Here is a 25,601-nt window from a genome sequence, read left to right on the forward strand (position 1 = left end):
GCTCAGCCCTTCCCGCCTTCGAAGCGGCTGCTGTCGTCGCGATCGCGTTCGTAACCCTTCATCCCCGGAAACGGCGGCAGCCAGGATTCGCGACGGACGGTCCAGAGCTCGTAAGTCGGCCTGAACCGATCGATCTCGTCGAGCGCTCCGACACTGACTTCGACCTCGTCGCCGGTGCGCGCGAACACGGACGAGCCGCAGCGTGGGCAGAAATGCCGTCCGGCGTAGTCGCGCGTTTCGCCGTCGACCGTCACCGTCTCCGCGGGAAATATCGCGGAGGCGTGAAAAAGCGCTCCGTGATGCTTGCGGCAATCGAGGCAATGACAAAGGCCGACACGGTATGGACTGCCGGTCGCGACGAAACGGACATCTCCACACAGGCAGCCGCCGGCAAGTTGGTCCATTTCGCGTCCTCCCAATCGGTTCCAGTCGTTTGGCAGCGAACAACGAAACCCGCCCCAACGCAAATTCGCTGGCGGTCGACGCGCGCTTTGCGTATCACAACGCTCGCCCCCACCGGAAAACCCCCATGTTCGAAACGCTGCAAGCCGCCCCCACCGACAAGATTCTCGCGCTGATCGGCCTCTATCGGGCCGACCCGCGTGCCGGAAAAGTCGATCTCGGCGTCGGCGTGTACAAGGACAGCGACGGACGCACGCCGGTCATGTGCGCCGTGAGGGAAGCCGAAAAGCGGCTGTTGCAGGATCAGGACAGCAAGACCTATCTCGGCCTCGCCGGCGACCTCGCCTTCAATGCGGCGATGACCAAGCTGGTGTTCGGCGAGGCCGGCGATCCCGCCCGTATCCGCACCGCCCAGGCACCGGGCGGTTCCGGCGCGCTGCGCCTCGTCGCCGAACTGATCCAGCGCTCGCGACCGGGTGCTTCCGTCTGGATGTCCAGCCCCACATGGCCGAACCACGCGCCGATCATGCGCGGCGCCGGGCTCAAGACGCGCGACTATCCCTATTTCGACGCAAGGAGCGGCACGGTTAGCTTCGACGCCATGCTCGATGCGCTGGGAAAGGCCGAGCCCGGCGATGTGGTGCTCCTGCACGGCTGCTGTCACAACCCGACCGGCGCCAATCTCGACGCCGCGCAATGGGCCGCGGTCGCTGACCTGCTTGCCCACAAGCACCTCCTGCCCTTCATCGACATCGCTTACCAGGGCTTCGGCGAGGGGCTGGATGCGGATGCCGAGGGTCTTCGCATCGTCGCGGCCAGGGTCCCGGAAATGCTGGTTGCGGCGAGCTGTTCGAAGAACTTCGCCGTCTATCGCGATCGCGTCGGCGCGGCGATGGTCATGGCGGGCGACAGTGCCCAGGCCGACATCGCCATGAGCCAGATGCTGGCGGCGGCGCGCACGCTCTATTCGATGCCGCCGGACCATGGGGCCGCCGCTGTCCGCATCGTGCTGGAAGACCCCGCCCTGCGCGCCGACTGGGAATCGGAACTGGAGGACATGCGCCAGCGGATGCTGCGCCTGCGCGTCGCGTTCGCCGAAGCGCTCAGGCGCCAGTCGAATTCGGACCGCTTCGATTTCATCGCCGAGCATCGTGGCATGTTCTCGCGTCTCGGGCTCACCGAGCATCAGGTCGAGCGGCTGCGCGACGAACATGCGGTCTACATGGTCGGCGACAGCCGTATCAACGTGGCCGGCCTGCCCGAGGACCGGCTGGACGACCTGGCCAAGGCCATCGTCTCGGTGCTGGATTGAGCCGATGCGGCCATCCAAGGACATCGGACGCCTGATCGAGATCATGGCGGCGCTGCGCGCCCCCGATACGGGCTGTCCGTGGGACGTGGAGCAGGATTTCTCGACAATCGCGCCTTACACGATCGAAGAAGCCTACGAGGTCGCCGATGCGATCCAGCGCGGCGACCTCGACGATCTGCGCGACGAACTCGGTGACCTGTTGCTGCAGGTCGTCTACCACGCGCGCATGGCCGAGGAGATCGGCGAATTTGCCTTCGGTGACGTGGTCGAGGCCGTCACCACCAAGATGATCCGCCGCCATCCGCATGTCTTCGGCGACGAGAAGGCCCGCAGCGCCGGCATGGCCAAGGGCATGTGGGAGAAGATCAAGAGCGAAGAGAAGGCCGAAAAGCGCGCCGCCCGCATCGCGCGCGGGCTGGATCCGGAAGATCATGGCAAGGGGTATCTGGACTCCGTGCCGGTCGCCCTGCCCGCCCTGACGCGCGCCCTCAAACTTCAGGAGAAGGCTGCGCGGGTCGGCTTCGACTGGGGCGAGGCCGCGCCCATCCTCGACAAGATCGAGGAGGAGATCGGCGAACTCAGGGAAGCGCTCCACAAGGGAGACACGGCCTCCATCAAGGACGAGTTCGGCGATATGCTGTTCGCGCTCGTCAATCTCGGCCGCCATCTCGAACTCGATTCGGAGGCCGCGCTGGCCGGCACCAACGACAAGTTCCGCACCCGCTTCCATCATGTCGAGCGGGCGCTGGCGCAGGCAGGCAGGTCGCTGGACGAAGCCACGCTGGAGGAGATGGAAGCGCTGTGGCAGCAGGCGAAGGGGAAGGCCTAGCCTCCCTCGGTCGTCATCCCGGAATTCCGGCGCGAGCAAAGCGAGCGAGGAATATCCGGGATCTATTCCGTGGCATCTCCGAGAAATTCCGGACTGGATCCCGGCCCTCGCCTCACGCCCGGAGCCTGCAATCGGGCTTGCCGGAGGCAAGACCCGGGGGTCGCCCGGCAGCGGCCGGAATGACGAATTCGTCTATGCCCTGCCCCGCAGCCGCCCTTCCAGTTCCTCACGCGCGCTTTCGGTCATGGTAAGCGACAGCGCGACGCTGCCGTCTTCCTCGTCCTTGCGCGACACCACTTCGCTGTTGCGGTAGATCCAATCCGCGAGGCGAAGCTGCGAGGGCTGGAGCGTGACCGCGCAGGACGTCAGCTCTCCCGAGACATGCGCCTCGATCGCAGCCAGAAGCGTCTCGATCCCCTCGCCGGTCACGGCCGAAACGGCGACGGGCGGACGCCTCGATTCGGCGCCTTCGGAGAGCAGCCGCGTGCGGTTGGCCTCGTCGAGAAGATCGATCTTGTTCCACACTTCGATGACCCGCTTGGCATCATGGGCGTCGACGCCGAGATCGGCGAGAACGCCCTCGACGTCCTCGGCCTGCGCCGCCGTGTCGGGATCGGAGATGTCGCGCAGATGCAGCACGAGGTCGGCCTCGACCACTTCTTCCAGCGTCGCCCGGAAAGCGGCGACCAGATGGGTGGGAAGATCGGAGATGAAACCGACCGTGTCGGACAGGATGACAGGCGTGCCGTGCGGCAGGCGAAGACGGCGCAGCGTCGGGTCGAGCGTGGCGAACAGCATGTTCTCCGCCAGCACCCCTGCTCCCGTCAGCCGGTTGAACAGGGTGGACTTGCCGGCATTGGTGTAGCCGACGATGGCGACTACCGGAAACGGCACCTTCTTGCGCTTGGCGCGATGCAGATCGCGCGTGCGCCGCACCGTCTCCAGCTCGCGCTTCAGCTTGACGATCTTGTCCTGCAGAATCCGGCGGTCGGCCTCGATCTGCGTCTCGCCGGGGCCGCCGAGAAAGCCGGCGCCACCGCGCTGGCGCTCCAGGTGGGTCCAGCTCCGCACCAGCCGGCCCTTCTGGTAGTTCAGATGCGCAAGCTCGACCTGCAGCGTGCCTTCCTTGGTGCGCGCCCGCTCCCCGAATATCTCGAGGATCAACCCGGTCCTGTCGAGAACCTTGGTGTTGAGCTCCTTCTCCAGGTTGCGCTGCTGGACCGGCGTCAGGGGATGATCGACGATGGCGAGCTCGGCATGGCTCTCCTTCACGATCTCCGCCAGTTCCGCCACCTTGCCGGTGCCCAGCAGTGTCGCCGGTCGCGGATCGTTCACCTGGATGACCGCGACATGGACGGGATCGAGCACGATCGCGCGCGTCAGCCCGACCGCCTCGTCGCGACGGGCCTCGGGCGACCGTCTGGGATTCTGGCGCCCCGAATCATCCTGCGAACGCGTCAGGACAGGCACGATGACGACCGCGCGCGTCGCGGCCGTCGCGTCTTCCGGCCTTACGGCCGGCTTGCCGCGGACAGCGCGGTCCGCGTTTTCACTGGTGGTCAATTAGCCTTGGCTTTCCTCGGCATCGAACATCTGCACGGGCTGGCTCGGCATGATGGTCGAAATGGCATGCTTGTAGACGAGCTGCGAATGGCCGTCGCGCCTCAGCAACACGCAGAAATTGTCGAACGAGGTCACCACCCCGGTCAATTTCACGCCGTTGATGAGGAAGATCGTCAGTGGGTTCTTGCTCTTGCGAACAGAATTCAGGAACAGATCCTGAAGGTTTTGCGAACGCTCCGCCATTCTTCTTATCTTTCGCCAATCCCCGTCCCTTGCCTGACCAATGCGCCAAAATAGTCGGCACATGTCAAGGGCGCAAACATCCCCCCGTGGTCAACGGCAAGCAGTACGAGTTATATTGAAGTACATTTAACGGTTGTGCCGTTATCAGGCCGGGCTTTTTTCCGCAACGTCAAAAAATGCTTCCCTTAGGGAAAGGGTGACGGAACCGGGTTGGCCGTTTGCTATCGTCCGTCCGTCGATCTCTACGACCGGCATCGCCAGCGTCGTGGCCGAACTGACGAACGCCTCGCGGGCCTCCTTGGCTTCTTCCACTGAAAAATGGCGTTCCTCGAACCGAAGCCCGAGCTTGCCGATCACATCGAGGAGCGTGGTGCGGGTGATGCCGCGCAAGATGCCGTGTTCGGCCGGACGCGTGACCAGCACGCCGTCGCGCGTGACGATCCAGGCGTTGGACGAACCGCCCTCCTTCACCATACCCTCCGCGTCCACGAACCAGGCCTCCTGGCAGCCCGCCTCCTTGGCCTTCTGCTTGGCGAGCACGTTGGGCAGAAGCCCGACCGACTTGATGTCCACCCGCTCCCACCGGTTCTCCGGAACCGTGATGACCTTGATGCCCGTCTCCGCACGCTTGGCCTGGAAATTCGGATCGACCTTTTTGGCCGTGACCACCAGCGACGGCTTTACGTTCGACGGAAACACGAAATCGCGTCCCGCCACGCCACGCGTGACCTGGAAATAGACCAGGCCGTTTTTCACGCCATTGCGCCCGACCACCTCGCGCAGGATGATTTCCAGCGCGGCGCGCGACACCGGCCAGTCGATCGAAAGCTCGGCGAGCGACCGGTTCAGCCGGTCGAGATGACGTCGCATGTCGACGATATAGCCGCGCGCCACCTCGCAGACTTCGTAGACGCCGTCGGCGAACTGATAGCCGCGGTCCTCGATGTGCACCGTGGCTTCGCGATGCGGAAGATAACGGCCGTTGACATAGGCTATGCGGGGCATGGGTCCCTCTGAACGGATAGCGAATAACGAATTGGGAGTAACGAATAGGGAACGGAGCAGCAAGGCAAAGCGGATAAGCCAACGACCAGCGCGGCGTCTCTCCTCGCTACTCCCAATTCGCCCCCTCAAACCCCGAGCGATTTCAGCTTTCGATGCAGGGCCGAACGCTCCATGCCGATGAATTCGGCGGTCTTGGAGATGTTGCCGCCGAAACGGTTGATCTGCGCCACCAGATAATCCTTCTCGAACTGCTCGCGCGCCTCGCGCAGCGGCAGCGCCATGATATGCTGGTCCGACTGGTTGGGCGTGCGCGGCATCACGTCGCCGATTTCCGAAGGCAGGAGGTCGGCTGTGATGGGCGTTTCGGCGGTGTCGCCGCGCGCCAGGATCATCAGCCGCTCGACATTGTTGCGCAACTGCCGGACGTTGCCGGGCCAATTGTGGGCCTGCAGCACGGCCATCGCGTCGTCGCCGATCCGGCGCGGCTTGATGCCGGTCTGGCGCGCGATCTGCTTCATGAAATTGTCGACCAGATAGGGAATGTCCTCGCGACGCTCGGCCAGTCCCGGCACCATGACGGGAACGACCGCCAGACGGTGATAGAGATCCTCACGGAAGCGGCCCTCGGCGATCATCGCTTCCAGGTTCTGCGAGGTCGAGGAGATGATGCGCACGTCGACCTTGACGCGCTTGGTGCCCCCTACCCGCTCGAACTGCTGCTCGACCAGCACGCGCAAGATCTTGTTCTGCGTCTCGCGCGGCATATCGGCGACCTCGTCGATATAGAGGATGCCGCGGTGCGCCTCCTCCAGCGCGCCGACCTTGCGCTCGGTTCCGTTGGATTCGGTGCCGAACAGCTCGATCTCCATGCGCTCCGGCGTAATGGTGGCGGCCGACAGCGTCACGAACGGACCGCTCTTGCGCGCCGACAGCGCGTGGATGGCGCGCGCCGTCACTTCCTTGCCGGACCCTGAAGGGCCGATGATCATGACGCGGCTGTTGGTCGGGGCGACGCGCTCGATGGTCTGGCGCAACTGGCTCATCGCCGAGGACATGCCGATCAGGTCGAAGGTCTCGCCGCTGCGCTGCTTGAGATCGGATACCTCGCGCTTCAGCTTCGAGGTCTCCAGCGCGCGTTCGGCGATCAGGATCAGCCGGTCGGCCTTGAACGGCTTCTCGATGAAGTCGTAGGCGCCGCGTCGGATCGCCGACACGGCCGTCTCTATGTTGCCGTGGCCGGAGATCATCACCACCGGGAGATTGGGGTGCATGGTCTTGATCTCGTCCAGCAGGGCCAGGCCGTCCAGCCGCGAGCCTTGCAGCCAGATATCGAGGAAAACCAGACGCGGAACGCGATCGGCGATCGCCGCGAGCGCGCTGTCGGCGTCGTGCGCCGTGCGCGTCTCGTGGCCTTCGTCGCTCAGGATACCGGCGACGAGTTCGCGGATGTCTTCCTCGTCGTCGACGATAAGGATGTCAGACGCCATTCTCGACCTTCTCAGTTCTTCCGTCTTTCGCCGCGCCGCCGGAGTTAGTCCCCGAAGGCAGGATCAGACTGATCATTGCGCCCCGCCCGCCGTGAAAATTCGCGGGGGCGTCGTGAAGTTCCAACCGCCCGCCGTGGTCCTCGACGATCTTCTTGACGATGGCGAGCCCGAGGCCGGTGCCTTTCTCGCGCGTCGTCATATAGGGTTCCAGCAGCCGCTGGCGATGTTCGCGCGGCAGCCCCTTGCCGTTGTCGATCACATCGACCCGGTAGTTCTCGCCGTCGCGCGCCGCCCTGATGCGGATGACGCCGTGCTCGCCATCCTTCCACTCAAGTCCTTCCATGGCCTCGGCGGCGTTTTTCACGACGTTGCCGAAGGCCTGCGCCATCAGCCGGCTGTCGAAAGTGCCCTTCATCGGCTCGTTGCCGAAGTCCCGCTCGAAGGCGATGTCGGGGCGGCTCACCTCGACGAGGAAGGAGGCCTCGCGCAAAGGCTCGCGCAGGTCGATCGCCTTCATCTCCGGCTTCGGCATACGTGCGAAGGAGGAGAATTCGTCGACCATGCGCCCGATATCCCCGACCTGCCGGATGATGGTGTCGGTGCACTGGTCGAACACCTCGCGATCCTCGGTGATGACCTTGCCGTAGCGGCGGCGGATGCGTTCGGCCGAGAGCTGGATGGGCGTGAGCGGATTCTTGATCTCGTGGGCGATGCGGCGCGCCACGTCGGCCCAGGCCGACGAGCGCTGCGCCTGGACGAGGTCGGTGATGTCGTCTACGGTGACGACATAGGCCTTCTCGTCGGAATCGCCCTCGTCCTCCTCGATCGTCACCTGGACGTTGAAAGTCCGTTCCGCACCGGAGCGGAAGAAGGTCACCTGCTCCCGATAGACCGGCTTGCCCGACTTGAGTCCGATCTCGAACACCCGGCCGACATGCGGCATCAGCGCCGACAGGTTCTGGCCGACCGCAGCCTCCGAGGACAGCGCCAACATGGTCTCGGCCGACCGGTTGACGATGGTGACGATGCCGTCCTGGTCCACGCCGATGACACCGGCGGTGACGCCGGCCAGCACGGCTTCGGAGAAGCGGCGGCGCTCGTCGATCAGATCCTTGGCCGAAAGCAGCTCGTTGCGCTGCGATTTCAGTTCCAGCAGCATCTTGTTGAAGGTGTCGCCGAGATAGGCGACGTCGCCGTCAGATGGCCGCACTGGCACCGAAACGTCGAGATTGCCGGTCGCCACCTCGTCGGCCGCGCCGATCAACTGGCGGATAGGGCGAACCAGCCGGTCGGCCACCGCGATGCCGGTCCAGATCGCCGACAGGATGATGATGAGGGTCAGCGACAGGTAGGGCAGCGCGAAGGCCACCTGCGTGGTGCGCCGGTTGTCCTCCATACCCCGGTATTCGTCGGTGTTGGCCCGCACGATCTGGCGCGCCTTGATCACCTGCGGATCGACGAGCCGGATGGTGTAGAGATAGAGCCCCTCGATCTCCTTGAGCTTGATGATCGCGCCCATGATGTTGCGCGTCCGCGGCTCGATCAGCAGCGGACGACCGTTAGACGCTTCAGCCACCGCGCCGTCCGGAGGCTCGGGCATGGCGAAGTCGGCGTCGGTCTGTGCGCTCATGACGAAAGAGCCGTCGGGCTTGACCAGCGCCGCATGCGCCAGCCCGCGCCCGACGGCTTCCTTGTTCATCAGGTCGAGGAATCCGGTGCGGTCGAGCCCGTACAACTGGCGCGCATTGTCGAGGTCGTAGGCCATCGACAGGGTCGTGCCCTGCAGGTTGCGGGCGTTCTCCTGCACATAGGCGTCCGCGATCGACAGCGACGAACTAACGATTGCCTTGGTGCGGATCTCAAACCAGCGGTCGAGGCCGATATTGAGGGTTATCGCGGCGATGACGGCGACCATGATGGCCGGGATCGCCGCGACCAGCGCGAACATGGCGACAATGCGCACATGAAGCCGCGCAGCCGCCTTGCCGACGCGCCTGGCGGTGATGATGCGGTTGATCTCGCGCCCGATCAACGCAATGAGGGCCAGGATGAAGGTGGCATTGACGACGATCAGGGCCAGCGTCGTATCGGCGTCCGGCGTCAGCGGCGTGACGCCGACGAGGATCGCAAAGGAGATCGCCGCCGTCAGCAAGGCGCCGATGATCGCCACCACGCCCGGCAGCGCCAGCAGCCGGCGAGTGTCGCGCACCGCGGTCTTCGTGAACATGGCGCCGTTCAGCGCCGGAATCTGCAAGGCCATGTCGCCGTCTAAAGCTACGATTGCGTCACTTTTATGCAACGCATTGTGGCGACTTTGCAACAAACGGAACCGAAGCCCACATCTTTTGCAGACGGCCCCGGCCTGCTGAGCGGCGTGGAACGGATCAGCCCTGCCGGCCCGACTTGTAAACGTTGACGCCGAGATCGCGAATCTTCTTTCTCAGCGTATTGCGATTGACGCCGAGCAGTTCGGCCGCCTTGATCTGGTTGCCGCGCGTCGCTGTCATCGAGGCCAGGACCAGCGGGTATTCGACCTCGGCCAGAATGCGCTGGTAGAGGCCGGCCGGCGGAAGGTCCTGGCCGAAAGAGGCGAAATAACGCTGCAGGTGATGCTCCACCGCCTGACCTATGGACAGATCGTCGGGAATGAGAGCGCCGGCATCGGGAACCACCGGCCGTTCGCCGGTCTTGAGCTCCGATTCGATGATCTCGGCGGAGATCTCTTCCTGCGGGTAGAGCGCGGCCAGCCGGCGGACGAGATTCTCCAGTTCACGCACATTGCCGGGCCAGGGATAGCGCTTCATAAGCTCCAGCCCGCCAGCGGCTATGCGCTTGGTCTGCAATCCCTCCTTCTCGCCAAGCTTGAAGAAATGGCGCACGAGGTCGGGAACGTCCTCCGACCGCTCGCGCAGCGCCGGCAGGCGCAAGGGCACAACGTTCAACCGATAGAACAGGTCTTCGCGGAACAGCCCCTGGTTGATGAGTGTGCGCAGGTCCTTGTTGGTGGCGGCGACGATGCGCACGTCGGTGCGGATCGGCGTGCGGCCGCCGACGGTGGTGTATTCGCCCTGCTGGAGAACCCGCAGCAGGCGCGTCTGCGCCTCCATAGGCATGTCGCCGATCTCGTCGAGGAACAGCGTGCCGCCCTCCGCCTGCTCGAAACGGCCGGACGAGCGGTTCTGCGCGCCGGTGAAGGCGCCCTTCTCGTGGCCGAACAGCTCCGACTCGATCAGGTCGCGCGGGATGGCGGCCATGTTGATGGCGACGAAGGGGCCGCCGCGGCGGCGTCCGTATTCATGCAGCGCGCGCGCCACCAGTTCCTTGCCGGTGCCCGACTCGCCGGAGATCATCACCGTCAGGTCCGTCTGCATCATACGCGCCAGCATGCGGTAGATGTCCTGCATGGCGGCGGAGCGGCCGACCAGCGGCATGGAGTCGGGCTGGTCGTCGCCACGGCCGTCCATCTTGGGGCGCCGCGGCTCCGACAGTGCACGATCGACGATGTTGAGCAGTTCGGTCAAGTCGAACGGCTTGGGAAGATATTCGTAGGCGCCGGTCTCGGAGGCGCGAATGGCGGTCATGAAGGTGTTTTGCGCGCTCATGACGACGACCGGCAGTTCCGGCCGTGCCTTCTTGATGCGCGGCAGCATGTCGAAGGCGTTCTCTTCCGGCATCACCACATCGGTGATGACGAGGTCGCCCTCGCCCGCCGCCACCCATCGCCACAGGGTCGAGGCGTTGGAGGTCACGCGCACCTCATGTCCCACACGCGACAGCGCTTGGTTGAGAACGGTGCGGATCGCCGCATCGTCGTCGGCGACCAGAATAGTGCCGCGCGTCGTCATCCGCGGTCTCCCTGTGCATTGGCGCCGGTTGCGGCGCTCGTTCCCTTCCAGGCCGGCATCAACACGCGGAACGTGGTGCCGCGCGCCGTCGAATCGCACTCGACGATGCCGCCATGCTCGCCGATGATCTTCGCCACCAGCGCCAGTCCGAGCCCGGAGCCGTTGAGCTTGGTGGTGATGAAGGGATCGAAAAGGATCGGCAGGATGTCTTCCGAGACGCCCGGCCCATTGTCGCGCACGCAGAACTCCAGCGGCAGCGAGACGCGATCCGGCGTCCCCGGCATCGAGACGCGAATACCTGGCCGGAACGCAGTCGACAGGGTGATCTCTCCTTGCGGATCGCTGCCCACGGCTTCGGCGGCGTTCTTGACCAGGTTGAGGAACACCTGGATCAACTGGTCGCGGTTGGCGTAGACCGGAGGCAGAGATGGATCGTAGTCCTCCATGATCTTGATCCGGTTGGCGAAACCGTTCTTCGCGATCGCCTTCACATGGTCGAGGACGACATGGATGTTGACTGGATAGCGATCGATCGGCCGCTCGTCCGAAAAGACCTCCATGCGGTCCACCATCGAGACGATCCGGTCGGTCTCCTCGGTGATCAGCCGCGTCAGCGCCCGGTCCTCGTCCGAGGCCGACAGTTCGAGCAACTGCGCGGCACCCCTGATGCCGGAAAGCGGGTTCTTGATCTCGTGCGCCAGCATGGCCGCCAGCCCGGTGACCGAGCGCGCCGCCCCGCGATGCGTCATCTGGCGGTCGATCTTGTCGGCCATCGACCGTTCCTGGAACATGATCACCACCGAACCCGGAAATTCGGGCACCGGCGCCGCGTAAAGGTCCACGACCTTGTCGATGCCGAGACGGGGGGACGAGACATCGACGCGGTATTCGTTGACCGGCGCCTTGCGCTCGCGCACCTGATCGACAAGCGCCAGCAAGGGACTGCCGAACGGAACCAGCTTTTCCAGCGTATTGCGGGCGAGGATCGCGGCGCTGGAGCGGAAGAAGTCTTCCGCATCCGCATTGGCGAAGGAGACGAGTCCCTGCGGATCGACCATGATGACGGGGCGCCGGATCGTGTTGAGGACGATCTGCGCGGCATCGGCTGGATTGCCCATGCCCGAACCGGGTGCAGGACCGCTCATGCCGCGCTCCGCAGACCGGCGGCCGCTTCATCGCCGCCTTCGGAAAATGCCGCATGAAGAGCCGCAACCACCTCTTTCGGATCGAAACTCGTCAGGATCAGCCTGCGCCGCGCGTCCCCGGTCGAAGGCGCGTGACGATCGAGATACCAGCCGAGATGCTTGCGCGCCTGGCGCAGCCCGCTTTCCACACCGTAGAGCGACAGCATGTCTTCGTAATGGGAGACGATGTAGTCGGCCAGCGATCTCCCCACCGGCAGGCCAAGCATCGCCTGTCTGTCTTGTGCTTCAAGACAGTCGCCTTGAGATCTGGCGACGAATCCGGGCGCCGGGCACCCCCACCCCTGTCCCCTCCCCACAAGGGGGAGGGAGACGCCGACACCGTCATTTCGTACAAAACTGTCATCGTCGGACCACTGTGGCGCCGCCGCAAAGTTCCCCTCCCCCTTGTGGGGAGGGGTTAGGGGTGGGGGTTCGACGTGAGAGACTGCTCCGGCCGCGGCGGCAATCGCGCCGGCGGTCCACGGCGCGCCGTAATGGGCGCGACCGACCATGACGGCGTCTGCGCCCGATTGCGCAAGAATTTCAGCCGCATCGGCGACGGTTGCCACATCGCCATTGGCGACGACGGGAATGGAGACGGCTTCCTTCACCCGCCGGATGGCGCGCCAGTCTGCCCTGCCCTTGTAGAACTGGCAGCGCGTGCGTCCATGCACCGTCACCATCTTGACACCCGCCTGCTCTGCCCGGCGCGCCAGCGAAGGCGCATTGAGCGCCTCCTCATCCCACCCCAGACGCATCTTGACGGTCACCGGCACCTTCACCGCGCCGATCACGGCATCGATCAGCGTCAGCGCGTGGTCGAGATCGCGCATCAGCGCCGATCCGGCATAGCCGCCGGTCACCTTCTTCGCGGGACAGCCCATGTTGATGTCGACGATGTCGGCGCCCTCGCCTTCCGCGATCCGCGCCGCTTCGGCCATATGGGGAGCCTCGCGCCCGGCCAGTTGGACCATGTGGACCGGCAGGCCGGAATGACGGATCCGCAGGTCGAACCCCTCGCGCCCGCGCGCCAGTTCTCCGCTCGCCACCATTTCGGACACGACGAGCCCCGCCCCGTGCGCGTGGGCGCGGCGCCGGAAAGGCTCGTCGGTGACGCCTGACATAGGCGCCAGGAACACGCGGTTGCGAATTTGCACAGGGCCGATCCGCAACGGTTGCGCCAGTTTTTCAGTTTCGCTCATGCACAAAAACGCAGCAGCCATCCTAGTTGCACATAATCTAACCAGATCGATCGGTTTTGTGCAATGCAAAATAACGCCGCATCGAAGCCAAAAAGGGATCGACCTTGCCCTGAGGGGGCGTCACGTCTAATCGGTCAGACATGACAGAGGCGGCTGCCATTTCAGACGATCACTTGCGGCGAAAGGTTGCCGCCGTCATCGTTGCCGCCGGCCGGGGCGAGCGCGCCGGTCAGGCCGACGGACCGAAGCAATACAGGCCCATCGGGGGCCGCGCCGTCATCGCCCATACGCTGGAAACATTCCTTGCCCATCCCTCGATCGGCTTCGTCGTCACGGTTATCCATGCCGACGATGCGGACTTATTGCGCCAGGCGGCCGGCGAGCATCTCGATCGGCTCATCATCGTCCAGGGCGGACCGACGCGCCAGCATTCCGTCCGGCTCGGCCTGCTGGCGCTTGCCGGCCACGCGCCGCCCTTCGTGCTGATCCATGACGCCGTGCGGCCTTTCGTCGACGCAGACCTGATCGACCGCACCGTCGCGGCCATAGACGAGCGTACCGGCGCCCTGCCCGCCATGCCGGTCGCGGAGACGCTGAAACGCGGCGCGCATGACGGCACGATCGCCGAGACCGTTCCGCGCGCCGGGCTTCATGCCGCGCAGACGCCGCAGGGCTTCCCCTTCGCGCCGATCCTCGATGCGCATGAAAAGGCCTTCCGGGCCGGCCGCAGCGACTTCACCGACGACGCTGCGATCGCCGAATGGGTGCAGATGCCGGTACGGCTCGTCACCGGCTCTCCCGACAACGTCAAACTCACATGGGCGCGAGACATTGCCATGGCAGACCAAAGGCTTATGGGAAGAAGTTCACATTTCCCCGACGTCCGGGCCGGCAACGGCTACGACGTTCATTCCTTCGAGCCGGGCGACCATGTCGTGCTGTGCGGCGTCGCTATCCCGCACGGCAAGAAACTTGCCGGCCATTCGGATGCGGACGTCGGCCTTCACGCCCTCACCGACGCCCTGCTCGCCACTTGCGGCGCCGGCGACATCGGCACGCATTTCCCGCCCTCGGACCCGCAATGGAAGGGAGCGGCGTCGCGGCTCTTCGTGGAGCATGCGGCCGGGATTGTGCGCGAGCGCGGCGGCCGCATCGCCAGCGCCGACGTCACACTGATCTGCGAGGCGCCGAAGGTCGGCCCGCACCGCGCCGCCATGACGGCGGCGATGGCGGACATGCTGAAGATTTCGCCCGATCGGGTCTCGGTGAAGGCAACCACGAACGAGCAACTGGGTTTTATCGGACGCGAGGAAGGCATCGCGGCCATCGCGACCGCCAGCGTGATCTATCCAGGGGAGGTTCCCGAATGAGCGAGCCGGGACCGGGCGAAATCAAGCAGAGCGAGATCGGGCGTCTGGCCGATCTTTTTCTGAAAGCTTGCGCGCGCCACAAGATACTGGCTGCCACGGCCGAAAGCTGCACCGGAGGCCTCATCATAGCGGCGATGACCGACATTCCCGGCTCGTCGTCGATGGTGGACCGGGGGTTCGTCACCTATTCCAACGAGGCCAAGATGGACATGCTCGGCGTCTCGCCCGCCACGCTCGATGCGCACGGCGCGGTGTCGGCTGAAACAGCGCGGGAAATGGCGGCCGGTGCGCTCAGGCACTCCCGCGCGGGAATTGCGCTGGCGGTCACCGGCATCGCCGGCCCGGACGGCGGCAGCGCCGACAAGCCCGTTGGGCTGGTATGGTTCGGACTTGCGGTGAAGGACCGGCCGCCGGTCGCCGAAAAGCGCATCTTCGACAACCGCGGCCGCGGCTTCATCCGCCGCGAAACCGTCCGCCATGCGCTTGAGATGGGCTTGGAGGCGCTCGGCGAAGACTGACCGTCACCCGGTGCCGTAGATCACGTCGGCGCGCTTCTCGAAGGCTTCGGAGAACATGCGGAAGGCGCGATCGAACATGGTGCCCATGACCGCGCCGAGAAGACGGCTCTTGAACTCGTAGTCGATGAAGAAGCGCACGAAGCAGCCGTCACTCGCCGGCTCGAAGCCCCAGAGGTTGGTCAGGTATCTGAACGGTCCGTCGATGTATTTGACGTCGATGACCTTTTCCGCCGGCTTCAGCAGCACCTGCGTGGTGAAGGTCTCCCGGATCGCCTTGTAGCCGACGCTCATGTCTGCCACGAGCACGGTCTTGCCGTCGCGCTCCCGGCGCGAGCGCACGGTGAGGCTTTCGCAAAGCGGCAGGAATTCGGGATACTTCTCGACATCGGCGACAAGCGCGAACATCTCGTCCGGCGTGTGGGCGACACGGCGCGTGGCCTCAAATTTCGGCATGAAGGCTCAGGCCGACTTTCTGGCGAGTTGCGCCTCGCGCGCGGCACGCAGGCGGGCGAAGTCCTCGCCGGCGTGATGCGAGGAGCGCGTCAGCGGGCTCGACGCCATCAAAAGGAAGCCCTTCGTCCTGCCCACCGTCTCGTAGGATTTGAACTCGTCGGGCGTGACGAAACGCACGACCGGATGGTGCTTCTTCGACGGCTGCAGGTACTGGCCGATGGTCATGAAGTCGACCTGCGCGGAACGCAGATCGTCCATCAGTTGCAGGACCTCGTTCCGCTCCTCGCCGAGGCCGACCATGATGCCGGATTTGGTGAAGATCGACGGGTCGAGCTCCTTGACCCGCTGGAGAAGGCGGATCGAGTGGAAATAGCGGGCGCCCGGCCGCACCGTCAGATAGTTCGACGGAACCGTCTCGAGATTGTGGTTGAACACGTCCGGCCGCGCCGCGACGACGATTTCAAGCGCGCCTTCCTTGCGCAGGAAGTCCGGCGTCAGGATCTCGATCGTGGTCGAGGGCGTGGCGGCGCGGATCGCCCTGATGACTTCTGCGAAATGCTGCGCGCCGCCGTCCGCCAGATCGTCGCGGTCGACAGAGGTGATGACGACATGGTTCAGCCCCATCGTCTTCACCGCCCTTGCCACGCGTACAGGCTCGTCGGCGTCGAGCGGCAGGGGGATGCCCGTGGCGACGTTGCAGAAGGCGCAGGCGCGCGTGCAGACCTCGCCCATGATCATGAAGGTGGCGTGCTTCTTGTCCCAGCACTCGCCGATATTTGGGCAGCCCGCTTCCTCGCAGACGGTCACCAGCTTGTTCGACTTCACGATCTCGCGCGTCTCGGCATAGCCCTTGGAGACGGGCGCCTTGACGCGGATCCAGTCCGGCTTGCGCAGCACTTCCTGGTCGGGCCGATGCGCCTTCTCGGGGTGGCGCGGCCGGGGCTTGGCTGAAAGGTCGAGGACGGTAACCATCAGATATCGCTCTTATGTCGCCTCAGAAGGCGGGTTTCCCACACATAAGGTCTTTGCCTGCAAAGAGAAAGGCCGCGTCGGCGCATGCCGGCACGGCCTTTCCCGCATGGCTCGAAAGAACGCTCAGCGCTTGACGACGCGGGCGATGAAGATGAGCAGGCACGCCCCGACGAAACCGGTGACGAGATAGGCGATCCAGCCCGCTCCGAATGTCCCGAGGTTCAGCGCCTGAAGGATGAAGTTCAGCACCACCGCGCCGATGATGCCGAGAATGACGTTCATGAAGATGCCCATATTGCTCTTCATGACCATTTCCGCCAGCCAGCCGGCAACGCCGCCGATGACGATGGCTGCTATCCAGCCAACCCCGTTCACGTCCATGGATCGTCTCCCTCAAGGATAGGTTGAAGTGCCTGTGGAAACAGTTCTGCCGGCCGAATGGTTCCATCGTCACGCGTTCAGCGCCCGGCCGTAGGCGTCGAGCACGCTTTCCTTCATCATTTCAGAGAGCGTCGGGTGCGGGAAGACCGTGTGCATCAGTTCTTCCTCGGTCGTCTCCAGGTTCATGGCGACGACGAAGCCCTGGATCAGTTCGGTCACTTCCGCACCGATCATGTGGGCGCCGAGCAATTCACCGGTCTTCTTGTCGAAGATCGTTTTGATGAAGCCTTGGTCCTCACCGAGCGCGATGGCCTTGCCATTGGCGCCGAACTGGAAGCGGCCGACGCGGATGTCACGTCCTTCCGCTTTCGCTTTCTGTTCGGTCAGGCCGACAGAGGCGACCTGCGGGCTGCAATAGGTGCAGCCGGGAATCTTGGACTTGTCGAGGCCGTGAACGCCGGGAACGCCGGCGATCGTCTCCACGCAGATGACACCTTCGTGCTCGGCCTTGTGCGCCAGCATGGGCGGACCGGCGACATCGCCGATGGCGTATATGCCGGGCACGTTCGTCGCACCGTAGCCATCCACGGCAACGCAGCCGCGATCGGTCTTCACGCCGAGCGCTTCCAGGCCGAGGTCCTCGATATTGCCCTGCACGCCGACGGCCGAGATCATCCGGTCGGCGGTGATCTTCTCGGTGGTGCCGTCCTTCTTCTCGATGGTGGCGGTGACGGAGTTCGCACCCTTCTCGACCTTGGCGACCTTCGCCTCCAGCAGGATCTTCATGCCCTGCTTCTCGAACTGCTTCTGCGCGAATTTCGAGACTTCGGCGTCCTCGACCGGCATGACCTGCGGCATGACTTCCACCACGGTCACGTCGACGCCCATCGTGCGGTAGAAATAGGCGAATTCGATGCCGATGGCACCTGAGCCCATGACGAGCAGCGACTTCGGCATCTCCTTCGGCACCATCGCCTCGAAATAGGTCCAGATCAGCTTGCCGTCCGGCTCGATGCCGGGCAGCACACGAGGACGCGCGCCGGTGGCGACGATGATGTGCTTGGCCGTGTAGGTGCCGTCGCCTTTCACGCCCTTCGGAACAGGCGGCTGCGGTTCCATCGGCTTCTTGGCGGTCTTGGACACCACCACCTCGCCGGGTTTGCCGCCTGCCGGCGCCTTGGCGATCTTTCCCTCGCCCCAGATGACATCCACCTTGTTCTTCTTCATCAGGAAGGCGACGCCGCCGTTCAGGCGCAGCGACACTTTTCTCGAGCGGTCCACCACGGCGGCCGTGTCGGCGCTGACCTTGCCGTCGATCTTGAGGCCGTAGGCGTCCGGGTGGTCGGCATAATGCTTGATCTCGGCCGAGCGCAGCAGTGCCTTGGTCGGGATGCAGCCCCAGTTCAGGCAGATACCGCCCAGATGTTCGCGCTCCACGATCGCCGTCTTGAAGCCGAGCTGGGCCGAGCGGACAGCGGTGACATAGCCGCCGGGGCCGGAACCGATGATGATGACGTCGTAGTTTTCAGCCACGGTGTTTCTCCGTTCAAAGTTCCAGCATCACGCGCACGAGGGGCGCAAGCGCGGCCCCGATAGCCCGCGTGTTTTCGGCATCCAGATGGACGCCGTCGATCGGCGTGGTCGCCGCCACCGACCCGGCGTCGAAGAAGCCGCAGCCCAGTTCGTCGGCAAGCCCGGCATAGAGCGCGGAAAGATGGCGCGAAGCCTCGTCGCCGCCGGCGAACATTGCCTTGAATTCCGCATTGTCCGTCCGGCTGACCGAAGGCGGCGCGACGAGCAGAAGCTGCGGCGCGGGCCAACCGAACGGATAGTCGTGACACCGCACGATCTCCGCCAATCGCCGCATGCCCTGCATGGCCGCGACGGGGTTGCCATGGACCCACGGCTTCATGTCGTTCGCGCCGAGCATGACGATGACCAGATCCAGCGGCGCGTGGGTGGTCAGGAGTGTCGGCAAAAGCCGAGCGCCGTTGCGGTCGGCCCCGGCGAGCCAATCGTCGAAGGCGGTGGTGCGGCCGTTCAGACCCTCGGCGTCGACATGGACGCCATCGCCGAGGATGGCCTGCAGGACACTCGGCCAGCGATCCGCCAGCGCATGACGACCCTGCGTGGCGGCATCGTAGCCCCAGGTCTGGGAATCGCCGTAGCAGAGGACCGTTTTCATAGGCCTGTCGCGCTCCAGGATTCGGCCTCTACACCAGCATCGCCATCGGGTTTTCGATGAGCTTTTTGAAGGCGGCGATGAGTTCGGCGCCGAGCGCACCGTCGACGGCCCGGTGGTCGGTCGACAGCGTCACCGACATGACGGTGGCGATCTTGATCTCGCCGCTCTTCACCACCGCACGCTGCTCGCCCGCGCCGACCGCCAGGATCGTCGCATGCGGCGGGTTGATGACGGCGGAAAAGTCCTTCACCCCGAACATGCCGAGATTGGAAACGGCCGTCGTGCCGCCCTGATATTCCTCGGGCTTGAGCTTGCGCTCACGGGCGCGTCTGGCGAGGTCCTTCATCTCGTTGGAGATCGCCGACAGCGACTTCTGCTCGGCCTTCCTGACGATCGGCGTGATCAGACCGCCGGGAATCGAGACGGCGACGCCGACATCGGCATGCGCATGTTTCACCATCGCGCTCTCGGTCCACGAGACGTTGGCGTCCGGCACGGCAACCAAGGCCATTGCCATCGCCTTGATGATCATGTCGTTGACGGAGAGCTTGTAGGCAGGCGCCTCGCCCTTGTCGGTCTTCTTCATCGGCGAGGCGGCGTTCAGCTGCGAGCGCAGGGCCAGCAGAGCGTCGAGTTCGCAATCGACGGTCAGGTAGAAATGCGGGATGGTGGACTTCGCCTCGACCAGACGCCGCGCGATGGTCTTGCGCATGTTGTCGTGCGGGATCAGCTCGTAGGAGCCGGGCTCGAACAGCTTCAGCACCGCATCGTCCGACATCGGCATCGGCGCGGCGGTCGCAGCCTTGCCAGCGGGCGCAGCCTTCGCGCCGCCGCCGGAAATCGCCGCCTCGACATCCGCCTTGACCACCCGCCCATGCGGGCCGGAGCCGGAAATGGCGGAAACATCGACACCGGCATCCTTGGCGATACGCCGCGCCAACGGCGAAGCGAATGTCCGATCCCCATTGGCGGGTGAACCCGAAGCGACCGCCTTCGGCGCAGGCTGTGCGGGAGCCTCAGCCTTCGGCGCTTCGCTTTTCGGCGCGCCCGCCTTTGGCTCGGCCTTGGCAGCCTCGGCTTGCGGCGCTTCGGCCTTCGCTTCCGGCGCGGAATCTCCGCCGGCCTTTGCGGCAGCGGCGACATCCTCGTCCTCGCCGGCGAGTACGGCGATCAGCGCATTGACCTTGACGCCCTCGGTGCCGGCCGGCACGACGAGCTTGGCGACCGTACCCTCGTCCACGGCTTCGACTTCCATCGTCGCCTTGTCGGTCTCGATCTCGGCGATCACGTCGCCCGGCGCGACCTTATCGCCTTCCTTGACCAACCACTTGGCGAGATTGCCCTCTTCCATCGTGGGCGAAAGGGCCGGCATGGTGATGTTGATGGGCATTATTCCCTCCCCTCCGCTCAGCGATAGGTGACGGCTTTCACCGCCTCGATCACCTCGGCCACGCTCGGCAACGCCAGCTTTTCGAGATTGGCGGCGTAAGGCATCGGCACGTCCTTGCCGGCGATGGTGATGACCGGCGCATCGAGATAGTCGAATGCCTGCCGCGACACCTGGTTGGCGATGAAGTCGCCGACCGAGGACTGCGGATAGCCTTCCTCGATCGTCACCAGCCGGTTGGTCTTCTTCACCGAGGCGATGACGGTCTCCAGATCCATAGGACGGATCGTGCGCAGATCAATGATCTCGACGTCGATGCCCAGCTTGGCAAGCTCGGTCTCTGCCTTGATCGCATAGGTCATGCCGATGCCCCATGACACGATCGTGACGTCCCTGCCCGCCTTGTGGATGCGCGCCTTGCCGATCGGCAGCACGAAATCGTCCAGCTTCGGCACATCGAAGGAGTGGCCGTAGAGAATCTCGTTTTCGAGGAAGATGACCGGGTTCGGATCGCGGATCGCCGCCTTGAGCAGGCCCTTGGCGTCCGCTGCCGTGTAAGGCTGGACGACCTTCAGGCCGGGAATATGCCCGTACCAGGCACCGTAATCCTGGCTGTGCTGCGCCGCGACACGGGCGGCAGCGCCGTTGGGGCCGCGGAAGACCATTGGCGCACCCATCTGCCCGCCGGACATATAGAGCGTCTTGGCGGCCGAGTTGACGATCTGGTCGATCGCCTGCATGGCGAAGTTGAACGTCATGAACTCGACGATCGGCTTCAGGCCGGCCATCGCCGCGCCAACGCCGACGCCGGCGAAACCATGCTCGGTGATCGGGGTATCGACCACGCGCTGCGGGCCGAATTCCTGCAACAGCCCCTGCGTGACCTTGTAGGCGCCCTGATACTCGGCGACCTCCTCGCCCATGACGAAGACGTCCGGATCGCGCCGCATCTCCTCCGCCATCGCGTCGCGCAGCGCGTCGCGCACCGTGGTGGAGACCATCTCGGTGCCGGCGGGAATGTCGGGATCGGCCGTCGCTTCCGACTTCGGCGCGGCGGGAACGGGCGCCGCCTTGTCCGCCGCAGGTTCTTCGGCAGCCTTCGCGGCGGGCTCCTCGGTCTTGGCCGGCGCCTCCGCCGTGGCGGGCGCGGCGGCCTTGCCGATGTCGTCGGCGCTCTCGCCTTCCTGCAGGAGCACAGCGATCGGCGCATTGACCTTCACGCCTTCGGTGCCCTCCGGGACGATGATCTTGCCCAGCGTGCCCTCGTCCACGGCTTCGACTTCCATCGTCGCCTTGTCGGTCTCGATCTCGGCGATCACGTCGCCGGGGGCGACCTTGTCGCCCTCCTTCTTGACCCATTTGGCCAGATTGCCCTCTTCCATCGTCGGCGAGAGCGCGGGCATGAGAATATCGATCGGCATGTCCTGTCTCTCCCCTTAGAGCAGCACGTCGGTCCAGAGCTCGGACGCATCCGGCTCCGCATCGTGCTGCGCGAAATCAGCGGCATCCGCGACGATGTCGCGGACTTCCTTGTCGATGGCCTTCAGGTCGTCCTCGCTGGCCCATTTCTTGTCGATCAGGCGCGCCTTGACCTGCTCGATCGGGTCGTGCTCGGAGCGCATCTTCTGCACCTCCTCCTTGGACCGGTATTTCGCCGGGTCCGACATGGAGTGGCCGCGATAGCGATAGGTCTGCATTTCCAGGATGATCGGCCCGTTGCCCGAACGGCACCACTCCGCCGCCATCTCGCTCGCGGACTTGACCGCGCGCACATCCATGCCGTCGACCTGGATGCCGGGAATCTTGAACGAGGCGCCGCGATGCGAGAAGTTCGTCTCCGCCGAGGACCGCGTGACCGCCGTGCCCATGGCGTAGCGGTTGTTCTCGATGACGTAGATCACCGGCAGCTTCCACAGCGAAGCCATGTTGAAGCTTTCGTAGACCTGGCCCTGGTTGGCGGCGCCGTCGCCGAAATAGGTGACCGAGACGTTGTTGTTTTCGCGATACCTGTTGGCGAAGGCGAGGCCCGTGCCGAGCGGCACCTGGGCGCCGACGATGCCGTGGCCGCCGTAAAAATTCTTCTCCTTGGAGAACATGTGCATGGAACCGCCCTTGCCGCGCGAATAGCCGCCGATGCGGCCGGTCAGTTCCGCCATGACGCCGCGCGGCGACATCTCCATCGCCAGCATGTGGCCGTGATCGCGATAGGCCGTGATCATCTGGTCGCCTTCGATCAGCGCCATCTTGACGCCCGTCACCACGGCCTCCTGGCCGATATAGAGATGGCAGAAGCCGCCGATGAAGCCCATGCCGTAAAGCTGGCCGGCCTTTTCCTCGAAGCGGCGGATCAAAAGCATGCCGCGATAGGCGGAAAGCTCCTGTTCCTTGCTGAAGTCCGCGGGCTTCGGCGTCGAAGGGACGGACGCCTTCGCATCCGATCTCGATCTACCGGACTCGCTTCTCGATTTTGATGCGGCTTTGGATTTGGCAGGCGCATTTCTGGCAGCGGTGGCCATCAAATCACTCCCTGTTGGCGTCTCTTGGCGGACATGCAGGGAGATCGCGCCTCCCCATCGGTGAAGAAGGCTAGCACGCAAAATAGGCTTTCACCATGCGGAAAAACGCATGGCTGTCATGCACGTAACCGATTAGAATTATTGAATCTTAGGTTGATTAACCGATATCAGGTTAATTCGTCGCCGAGGGTATCATCACGATAACCTCGTCGGGGCGCGCCACATTGAGGGCTCGCCGCGCCTGCTCGTCGAGCATGTCCTTTTCCAAGGTGCCATCGTGCAGCAATTGCACGCGCCGTTCAAGCGCTACCCGCCGCTCCTTCACGGTATCGAGCTGCGCCTGCAATTCGGCGATCCTGGCCTGGAGCTTGTACTTGGAATTGATGCCGTATTCGCCGTGATAGGCATGGAAACCGAAATAGGCGAGGACCGCCGCGCAAAGCGTCGGCACGATCAGCCGACCGGTGTTCCTCTGCCTGTGCTGGCGTGTCCACATAAGAGCCATTCCCTGTTGGCTCTTTGTCGCCCGATTGTGCTTAATGGACGGTTACGGCACGGCATATTCCGTGCCGTACAGTCGCAGATGATGGCCGGATCGGCGTCCACTCAGCCTTTGACGATGGAACGGCCAGCATAACTCGCCTGCTCGCCCAGTTCCTCTTCGATGCGGATGAGCTGGTTATATTTGGCGATGCGGTCCGAGCGCGACAGCGAGCCTGTCTTGATCTGCCCGCAATTGGTGGCCACGGCGAGGTCGGCGATGGTCGAATCCTCGGTCTCGCCCGACCGATGCGACATCACGGCCGTATAAGCGGCCTTGTGCGCGGTCTCGACCGCATCGAGCGTCTCGGTGAGCGAGCCGATCTGGTTCACCTTGACCAGGATGGAGTTGGCGACGCCCATTCGGATGCCGTCGCGCAGGCGTGCCGAATTGGTGACGAACAGGTCATCGCCGACCAGTTGGACCTTCTTGCCGACGAGATCGGTGAGGATTTTCCAGCCTTCCCAATCGTCCTCGGCCATGCCGTCCTCGATCGAGACGATCGGGTAGTCGCCTGCCAGCTTGGCGAGATACTTGGCCTGGGCTTTCGGGTCGCGCGTCTTCTTCTCGCCTTCGTATACGTAGTTGCCATCCTTGAAGAACTCGGTCGATGCACAGTCGAGGCCGAGCGCGATCTCCTCGCCCGGCTTGTAACCGGCCTTCTCGATCGATTCCATGATGAAGTCGAGCGCCTGCGGCGCGCTCTTCAGGTTCGGCGCGAAGCCGCCCTCGTCGCCGACATTGGTGTTGTGGCCGGCGTCCTTGAGCCGCTTCCTCAACGTGTGGAACACCTCGGAACCCCAGCGGACCGCCTCGCGCAGGCTGGACGCGCCGACCGGCATGATCATGAACTCCTGGAAGTCGATCGGATTGTCGGCATGGGCGCCGCCGTTGATGATGTTCATCATCGGGACCGGAAGCACATGCGCGCCCGCGCCGCCGACATAGCGATAAAGAGGAAGGCCGGCGGCCTCGGCGGCGGCCTTGGCGACGGCCAGCGAAACGCCGAGAATGGCGTTGGCGCCGAGACGGCTCTTGTTGGGTGTGCCGTCCAGCTCGATCATGGTACGGTCGATATGGATCTGGTTTTCGGCCTCCATGCCGCCGATCGCCTCGAACAGTTCGCCGTTGACCGCCTCGACGGCCCGCTCGACGCCCTTGCCGAGATAGCGCTCGCCGCCGTCGCGCAGTTCGACCGCCTCATGCGCGCCGGTCGAGGCGCCCGACGGCACTGCGGCGCGGCCCATCGAACCGTCTTCGAGAACGACGTCGACCTCGACGGTCGGATTGCCGCGGCTGTCCAGAATCTCGCGGCCCACGATGTCGACGATGGCGGTCATTGGGCAATCCTCTTTTCGATCGATTGAAATCGTCGCCCGTCTTAGCCAAAGCGCGGCAAAACGCAATCCATGCGGCCTGAACTTTGACGTGAAGACGACAAGCAAAAGACCCCGCGTCGCCACGGGGTCTCCAATCGCTGCCGTCCTGGAAACGGCTCAATGCCAATAGGGCTGCACGCCGTAATAACTGTAGGATTCATCGCGAACGGCCTCGCCGTCGCCGGCTGTCAGCTCATTGATCGAGTGTGCGGGAGCCGCCTTGAGCTGTTCCTTGGTGAAAGGCACGACATAGCCGCCTTTGTCTTTCTCATAGTCGAGACTGGCCCACGGCACGGCGTGGTACTTCTCGCCCATGCCGAGAAAGCCGCCGAATCCGATGACGGCGAACATGATGCCGTTGGACAGCTTGTCCAGCATCACGTCCTCGATCTCACCGATGGATTCACCGGCTGAATTGTAAACCGACGTGCCGATCACGCGCGAGGCGGCGATGGCTTCGGTATGTCCTGTCTGAGTGGTCATGGTACGCTCCTCGTTGTTGCTGTCGGATACCAGAACAATGAGGCGCGGGGACGAAGGTTCCGTCCATGCTCGACCGGTCAGTCGGTGAGGACGAACGTCACCTTCATGTTGACGCGGTAGGCCACGATCCTGCCGTCCTCGACCTCCACCTTCTGTTCCTGCACCCAGGCGCCGCGGACGTTCTTCAGGGTCTTGTTGGCGCGCTCAACGCCCTTCTCGAGCGCATCCTGGAAGCTCACTTTCGACGACGAGGTGATCTCGGTGACACGGGCGACGGACATGGGCTTCTCCTCATGGCTGATCAACTTCCCCCGGTTGGAAGCCTATCGCCTGGCGTCGACCGC

The 25,601-nt window shown here is 64.4% G+C and carries 25 protein-coding genes; 4 read left to right on the forward strand and 21 right to left on the reverse strand.

Annotated features, from left to right (window positions below):
- Positions 1–2: 2 nt before the first annotated feature.
- On the reverse strand, positions 3–404 hold the full coding sequence (locus tag ABMA46_RS10775; protein WP_348999348.1) for a GFA family protein: 402 nt from the start codon (positions 402–404) through the stop codon (positions 3–5).
- Positions 405–529: 125 nt separating this feature from the next.
- Between ABMA46_RS10775 and ABMA46_RS10780 the strand changes: the two genes are divergently transcribed.
- Both ABMA46_RS10780 and mazG read left to right on the forward strand, forming a co-directional pair.
- The gene (locus ABMA46_RS10780; protein ID WP_348999349.1) at positions 530–1,714 is read left to right on the forward strand and encodes an amino acid aminotransferase; all 1,185 of its coding nucleotides are present in this window, start codon (positions 530–532) and stop codon (positions 1,712–1,714) included.
- 4 nt (positions 1,715–1,718) lie between these two features.
- Complete coding sequence (mazG, locus tag ABMA46_RS10785; RefSeq protein ID WP_348999350.1) at positions 1,719–2,543, forward strand: nucleoside triphosphate pyrophosphohydrolase; 825 nt, start codon at positions 1,719–1,721, stop codon at positions 2,541–2,543.
- A 192-nt stretch (positions 2,544–2,735) separates the two neighbouring features.
- Here the strand turns inward: mazG and hflX are convergent, their stop codons facing one another.
- The 8 genes from hflX to dusB all read right to left on the reverse strand — a co-directional run bounded on the left by hflX (position 2,736) and on the right by dusB (position 13,072).
- The gene (gene hflX / locus ABMA46_RS10790; RefSeq protein WP_348999351.1) at positions 2,736–4,106 is read right to left on the reverse strand and encodes a GTPase HflX; all 1,371 of its coding nucleotides are present in this window, start codon (positions 4,104–4,106) and stop codon (positions 2,736–2,738) included.
- Entirely contained in the window at positions 4,107–4,349 is a 243-nt protein-coding gene (gene hfq / locus ABMA46_RS10795; RefSeq protein WP_348999352.1) for an RNA chaperone Hfq, read from the reverse strand.
- Positions 4,350–4,493: 144 nt separating this feature from the next.
- On the reverse strand, positions 4,494–5,354 hold the full coding sequence (locus tag ABMA46_RS10800; protein ID WP_348999353.1) for a D-amino-acid transaminase: 861 nt from the start codon (positions 5,352–5,354) through the stop codon (positions 4,494–4,496).
- Positions 5,355–5,479: 125 nt separating this feature from the next.
- On the reverse strand, positions 5,480–6,841 hold the full coding sequence (gene ntrX, locus ABMA46_RS10805; RefSeq protein WP_348999354.1) for a nitrogen assimilation response regulator NtrX: 1,362 nt from the start codon (positions 6,839–6,841) through the stop codon (positions 5,480–5,482).
- Positions 6,831–9,101, reverse strand: a complete 2,271-nt coding sequence (locus tag ABMA46_RS10810; RefSeq protein WP_348999355.1) for a sensor histidine kinase NtrY-like — start codon at positions 9,099–9,101, stop codon at positions 6,831–6,833. Before ABMA46_RS10810 ends, ntrX begins: the two co-directional genes overlap by 11 nt.
- A gap of 124 nt (positions 9,102–9,225) precedes the next feature.
- Entirely contained in the window at positions 9,226–10,686 is a 1,461-nt protein-coding gene (gene ntrC, locus ABMA46_RS10815; RefSeq protein WP_348999356.1) for a nitrogen regulation protein NR(I), read from the reverse strand.
- Positions 10,683–11,831, reverse strand: coding sequence for a two-component system sensor histidine kinase NtrB (locus tag ABMA46_RS10820; RefSeq protein WP_348999357.1), 1,149 nt, complete (start codon positions 11,829–11,831; stop codon positions 10,683–10,685). Before ABMA46_RS10820 ends, ntrC begins: the two co-directional genes overlap by 4 nt.
- Positions 11,828–13,072, reverse strand: a complete 1,245-nt coding sequence (gene dusB / locus ABMA46_RS10825) for a tRNA dihydrouridine synthase DusB (RefSeq protein ID WP_348999358.1) — start codon at positions 13,070–13,072, stop codon at positions 11,828–11,830. The genes ABMA46_RS10820 and dusB overlap by 4 nt, the downstream gene beginning before the upstream one ends.
- Before the next feature lie 173 nt (positions 13,073–13,245).
- Here dusB and ABMA46_RS10830 point away from each other — a divergent pair, with 173 nt between their 5' ends.
- Positions 13,246–14,442, forward strand: coding sequence for a bifunctional 2-C-methyl-D-erythritol 4-phosphate cytidylyltransferase/2-C-methyl-D-erythritol 2,4-cyclodiphosphate synthase (locus tag ABMA46_RS10830; RefSeq protein WP_425475725.1), 1,197 nt, complete (start codon positions 13,246–13,248; stop codon positions 14,440–14,442).
- Positions 14,439–14,960 carry a CinA family protein gene (locus ABMA46_RS10835; RefSeq protein ID WP_348999360.1) on the forward strand — a complete coding sequence of 174 codons (522 nt, stop codon included), beginning with the start codon at positions 14,439–14,441 and terminating at the stop codon, positions 14,958–14,960. The genes ABMA46_RS10830 and ABMA46_RS10835 overlap by 4 nt, the downstream gene beginning before the upstream one ends.
- A 3-nt stretch (positions 14,961–14,963) precedes the next feature.
- Here the strand turns inward: ABMA46_RS10835 and ABMA46_RS10840 are convergent, their stop codons facing one another.
- The 12 genes from ABMA46_RS10840 to ABMA46_RS10895 form a co-directional block, all read right to left on the reverse strand.
- On the reverse strand, positions 14,964–15,413 hold the full coding sequence (locus ABMA46_RS10840; protein WP_348999361.1) for a type II toxin-antitoxin system RatA family toxin: 450 nt from the start codon (positions 15,411–15,413) through the stop codon (positions 14,964–14,966).
- Between the two features lie 6 nt (positions 15,414–15,419).
- Positions 15,420–16,385, reverse strand: a complete 966-nt coding sequence (gene lipA, locus ABMA46_RS10845; protein ID WP_348999362.1) for a lipoyl synthase — start codon at positions 16,383–16,385, stop codon at positions 15,420–15,422.
- Between the two features lie 123 nt (positions 16,386–16,508).
- Positions 16,509–16,766, reverse strand: coding sequence for a GlsB/YeaQ/YmgE family stress response membrane protein (locus ABMA46_RS10850; RefSeq protein ID WP_348999363.1), 258 nt, complete (start codon positions 16,764–16,766; stop codon positions 16,509–16,511).
- A 69-nt stretch (positions 16,767–16,835) separates the two neighbouring features.
- Positions 16,836–18,299: a dihydrolipoyl dehydrogenase gene (lpdA, locus tag ABMA46_RS10855; protein ID WP_348999364.1), complete on the reverse strand. Its 1,464-nt coding sequence runs from the start codon at positions 18,297–18,299 to the stop codon at positions 16,836–16,838.
- Positions 18,300–18,312: 13 nt separating this feature from the next.
- Entirely contained in the window at positions 18,313–18,951 is a 639-nt protein-coding gene (locus ABMA46_RS10860; protein ID WP_348999365.1) for an SGNH/GDSL hydrolase family protein, read from the reverse strand.
- Between the two features lie 28 nt (positions 18,952–18,979).
- Positions 18,980–20,341, reverse strand: coding sequence for a pyruvate dehydrogenase complex dihydrolipoamide acetyltransferase (locus ABMA46_RS10865; RefSeq protein ID WP_348999366.1), 1,362 nt, complete (start codon positions 20,339–20,341; stop codon positions 18,980–18,982).
- Positions 20,342–20,358: 17 nt separating this feature from the next.
- A complete protein-coding gene (locus tag ABMA46_RS10870; RefSeq protein WP_348999367.1) occupies positions 20,359–21,759 on the reverse strand; it encodes a pyruvate dehydrogenase complex E1 component subunit beta in 1,401 nt (466 codons plus the stop codon).
- Between the two features lie 15 nt (positions 21,760–21,774).
- Complete coding sequence (pdhA, locus tag ABMA46_RS10875; protein ID WP_348999368.1) at positions 21,775–22,854, reverse strand: pyruvate dehydrogenase (acetyl-transferring) E1 component subunit alpha; 1,080 nt, start codon at positions 22,852–22,854, stop codon at positions 21,775–21,777.
- Positions 22,855–23,026: 172 nt separating this feature from the next.
- Positions 23,027–23,350, reverse strand: a complete 324-nt coding sequence (locus ABMA46_RS10880) for an FtsB family cell division protein (RefSeq protein WP_348999369.1) — start codon at positions 23,348–23,350, stop codon at positions 23,027–23,029.
- Between the two features lie 110 nt (positions 23,351–23,460).
- The gene (gene eno, locus ABMA46_RS10885) at positions 23,461–24,735 is read right to left on the reverse strand and encodes a phosphopyruvate hydratase (protein ID WP_348999370.1); all 1,275 of its coding nucleotides are present in this window, start codon (positions 24,733–24,735) and stop codon (positions 23,461–23,463) included.
- A 156-nt stretch (positions 24,736–24,891) separates the two neighbouring features.
- Complete coding sequence (locus tag ABMA46_RS10890; protein WP_348999371.1) at positions 24,892–25,257, reverse strand: PRC-barrel domain-containing protein; 366 nt, start codon at positions 25,255–25,257, stop codon at positions 24,892–24,894.
- Positions 25,258–25,334: 77 nt separating this feature from the next.
- Positions 25,335–25,538, reverse strand: a complete 204-nt coding sequence (locus ABMA46_RS10895) for a dodecin family protein (protein ID WP_348999372.1) — start codon at positions 25,536–25,538, stop codon at positions 25,335–25,337.
- Positions 25,539–25,601: the final 63 nt, after the last annotated feature.

This window comes from Mesorhizobium hunchu (assembly GCF_040081975.1).
Lineage (GTDB): Bacteria > Pseudomonadota > Alphaproteobacteria > Rhizobiales > Rhizobiaceae > Mesorhizobium > Mesorhizobium hunchu.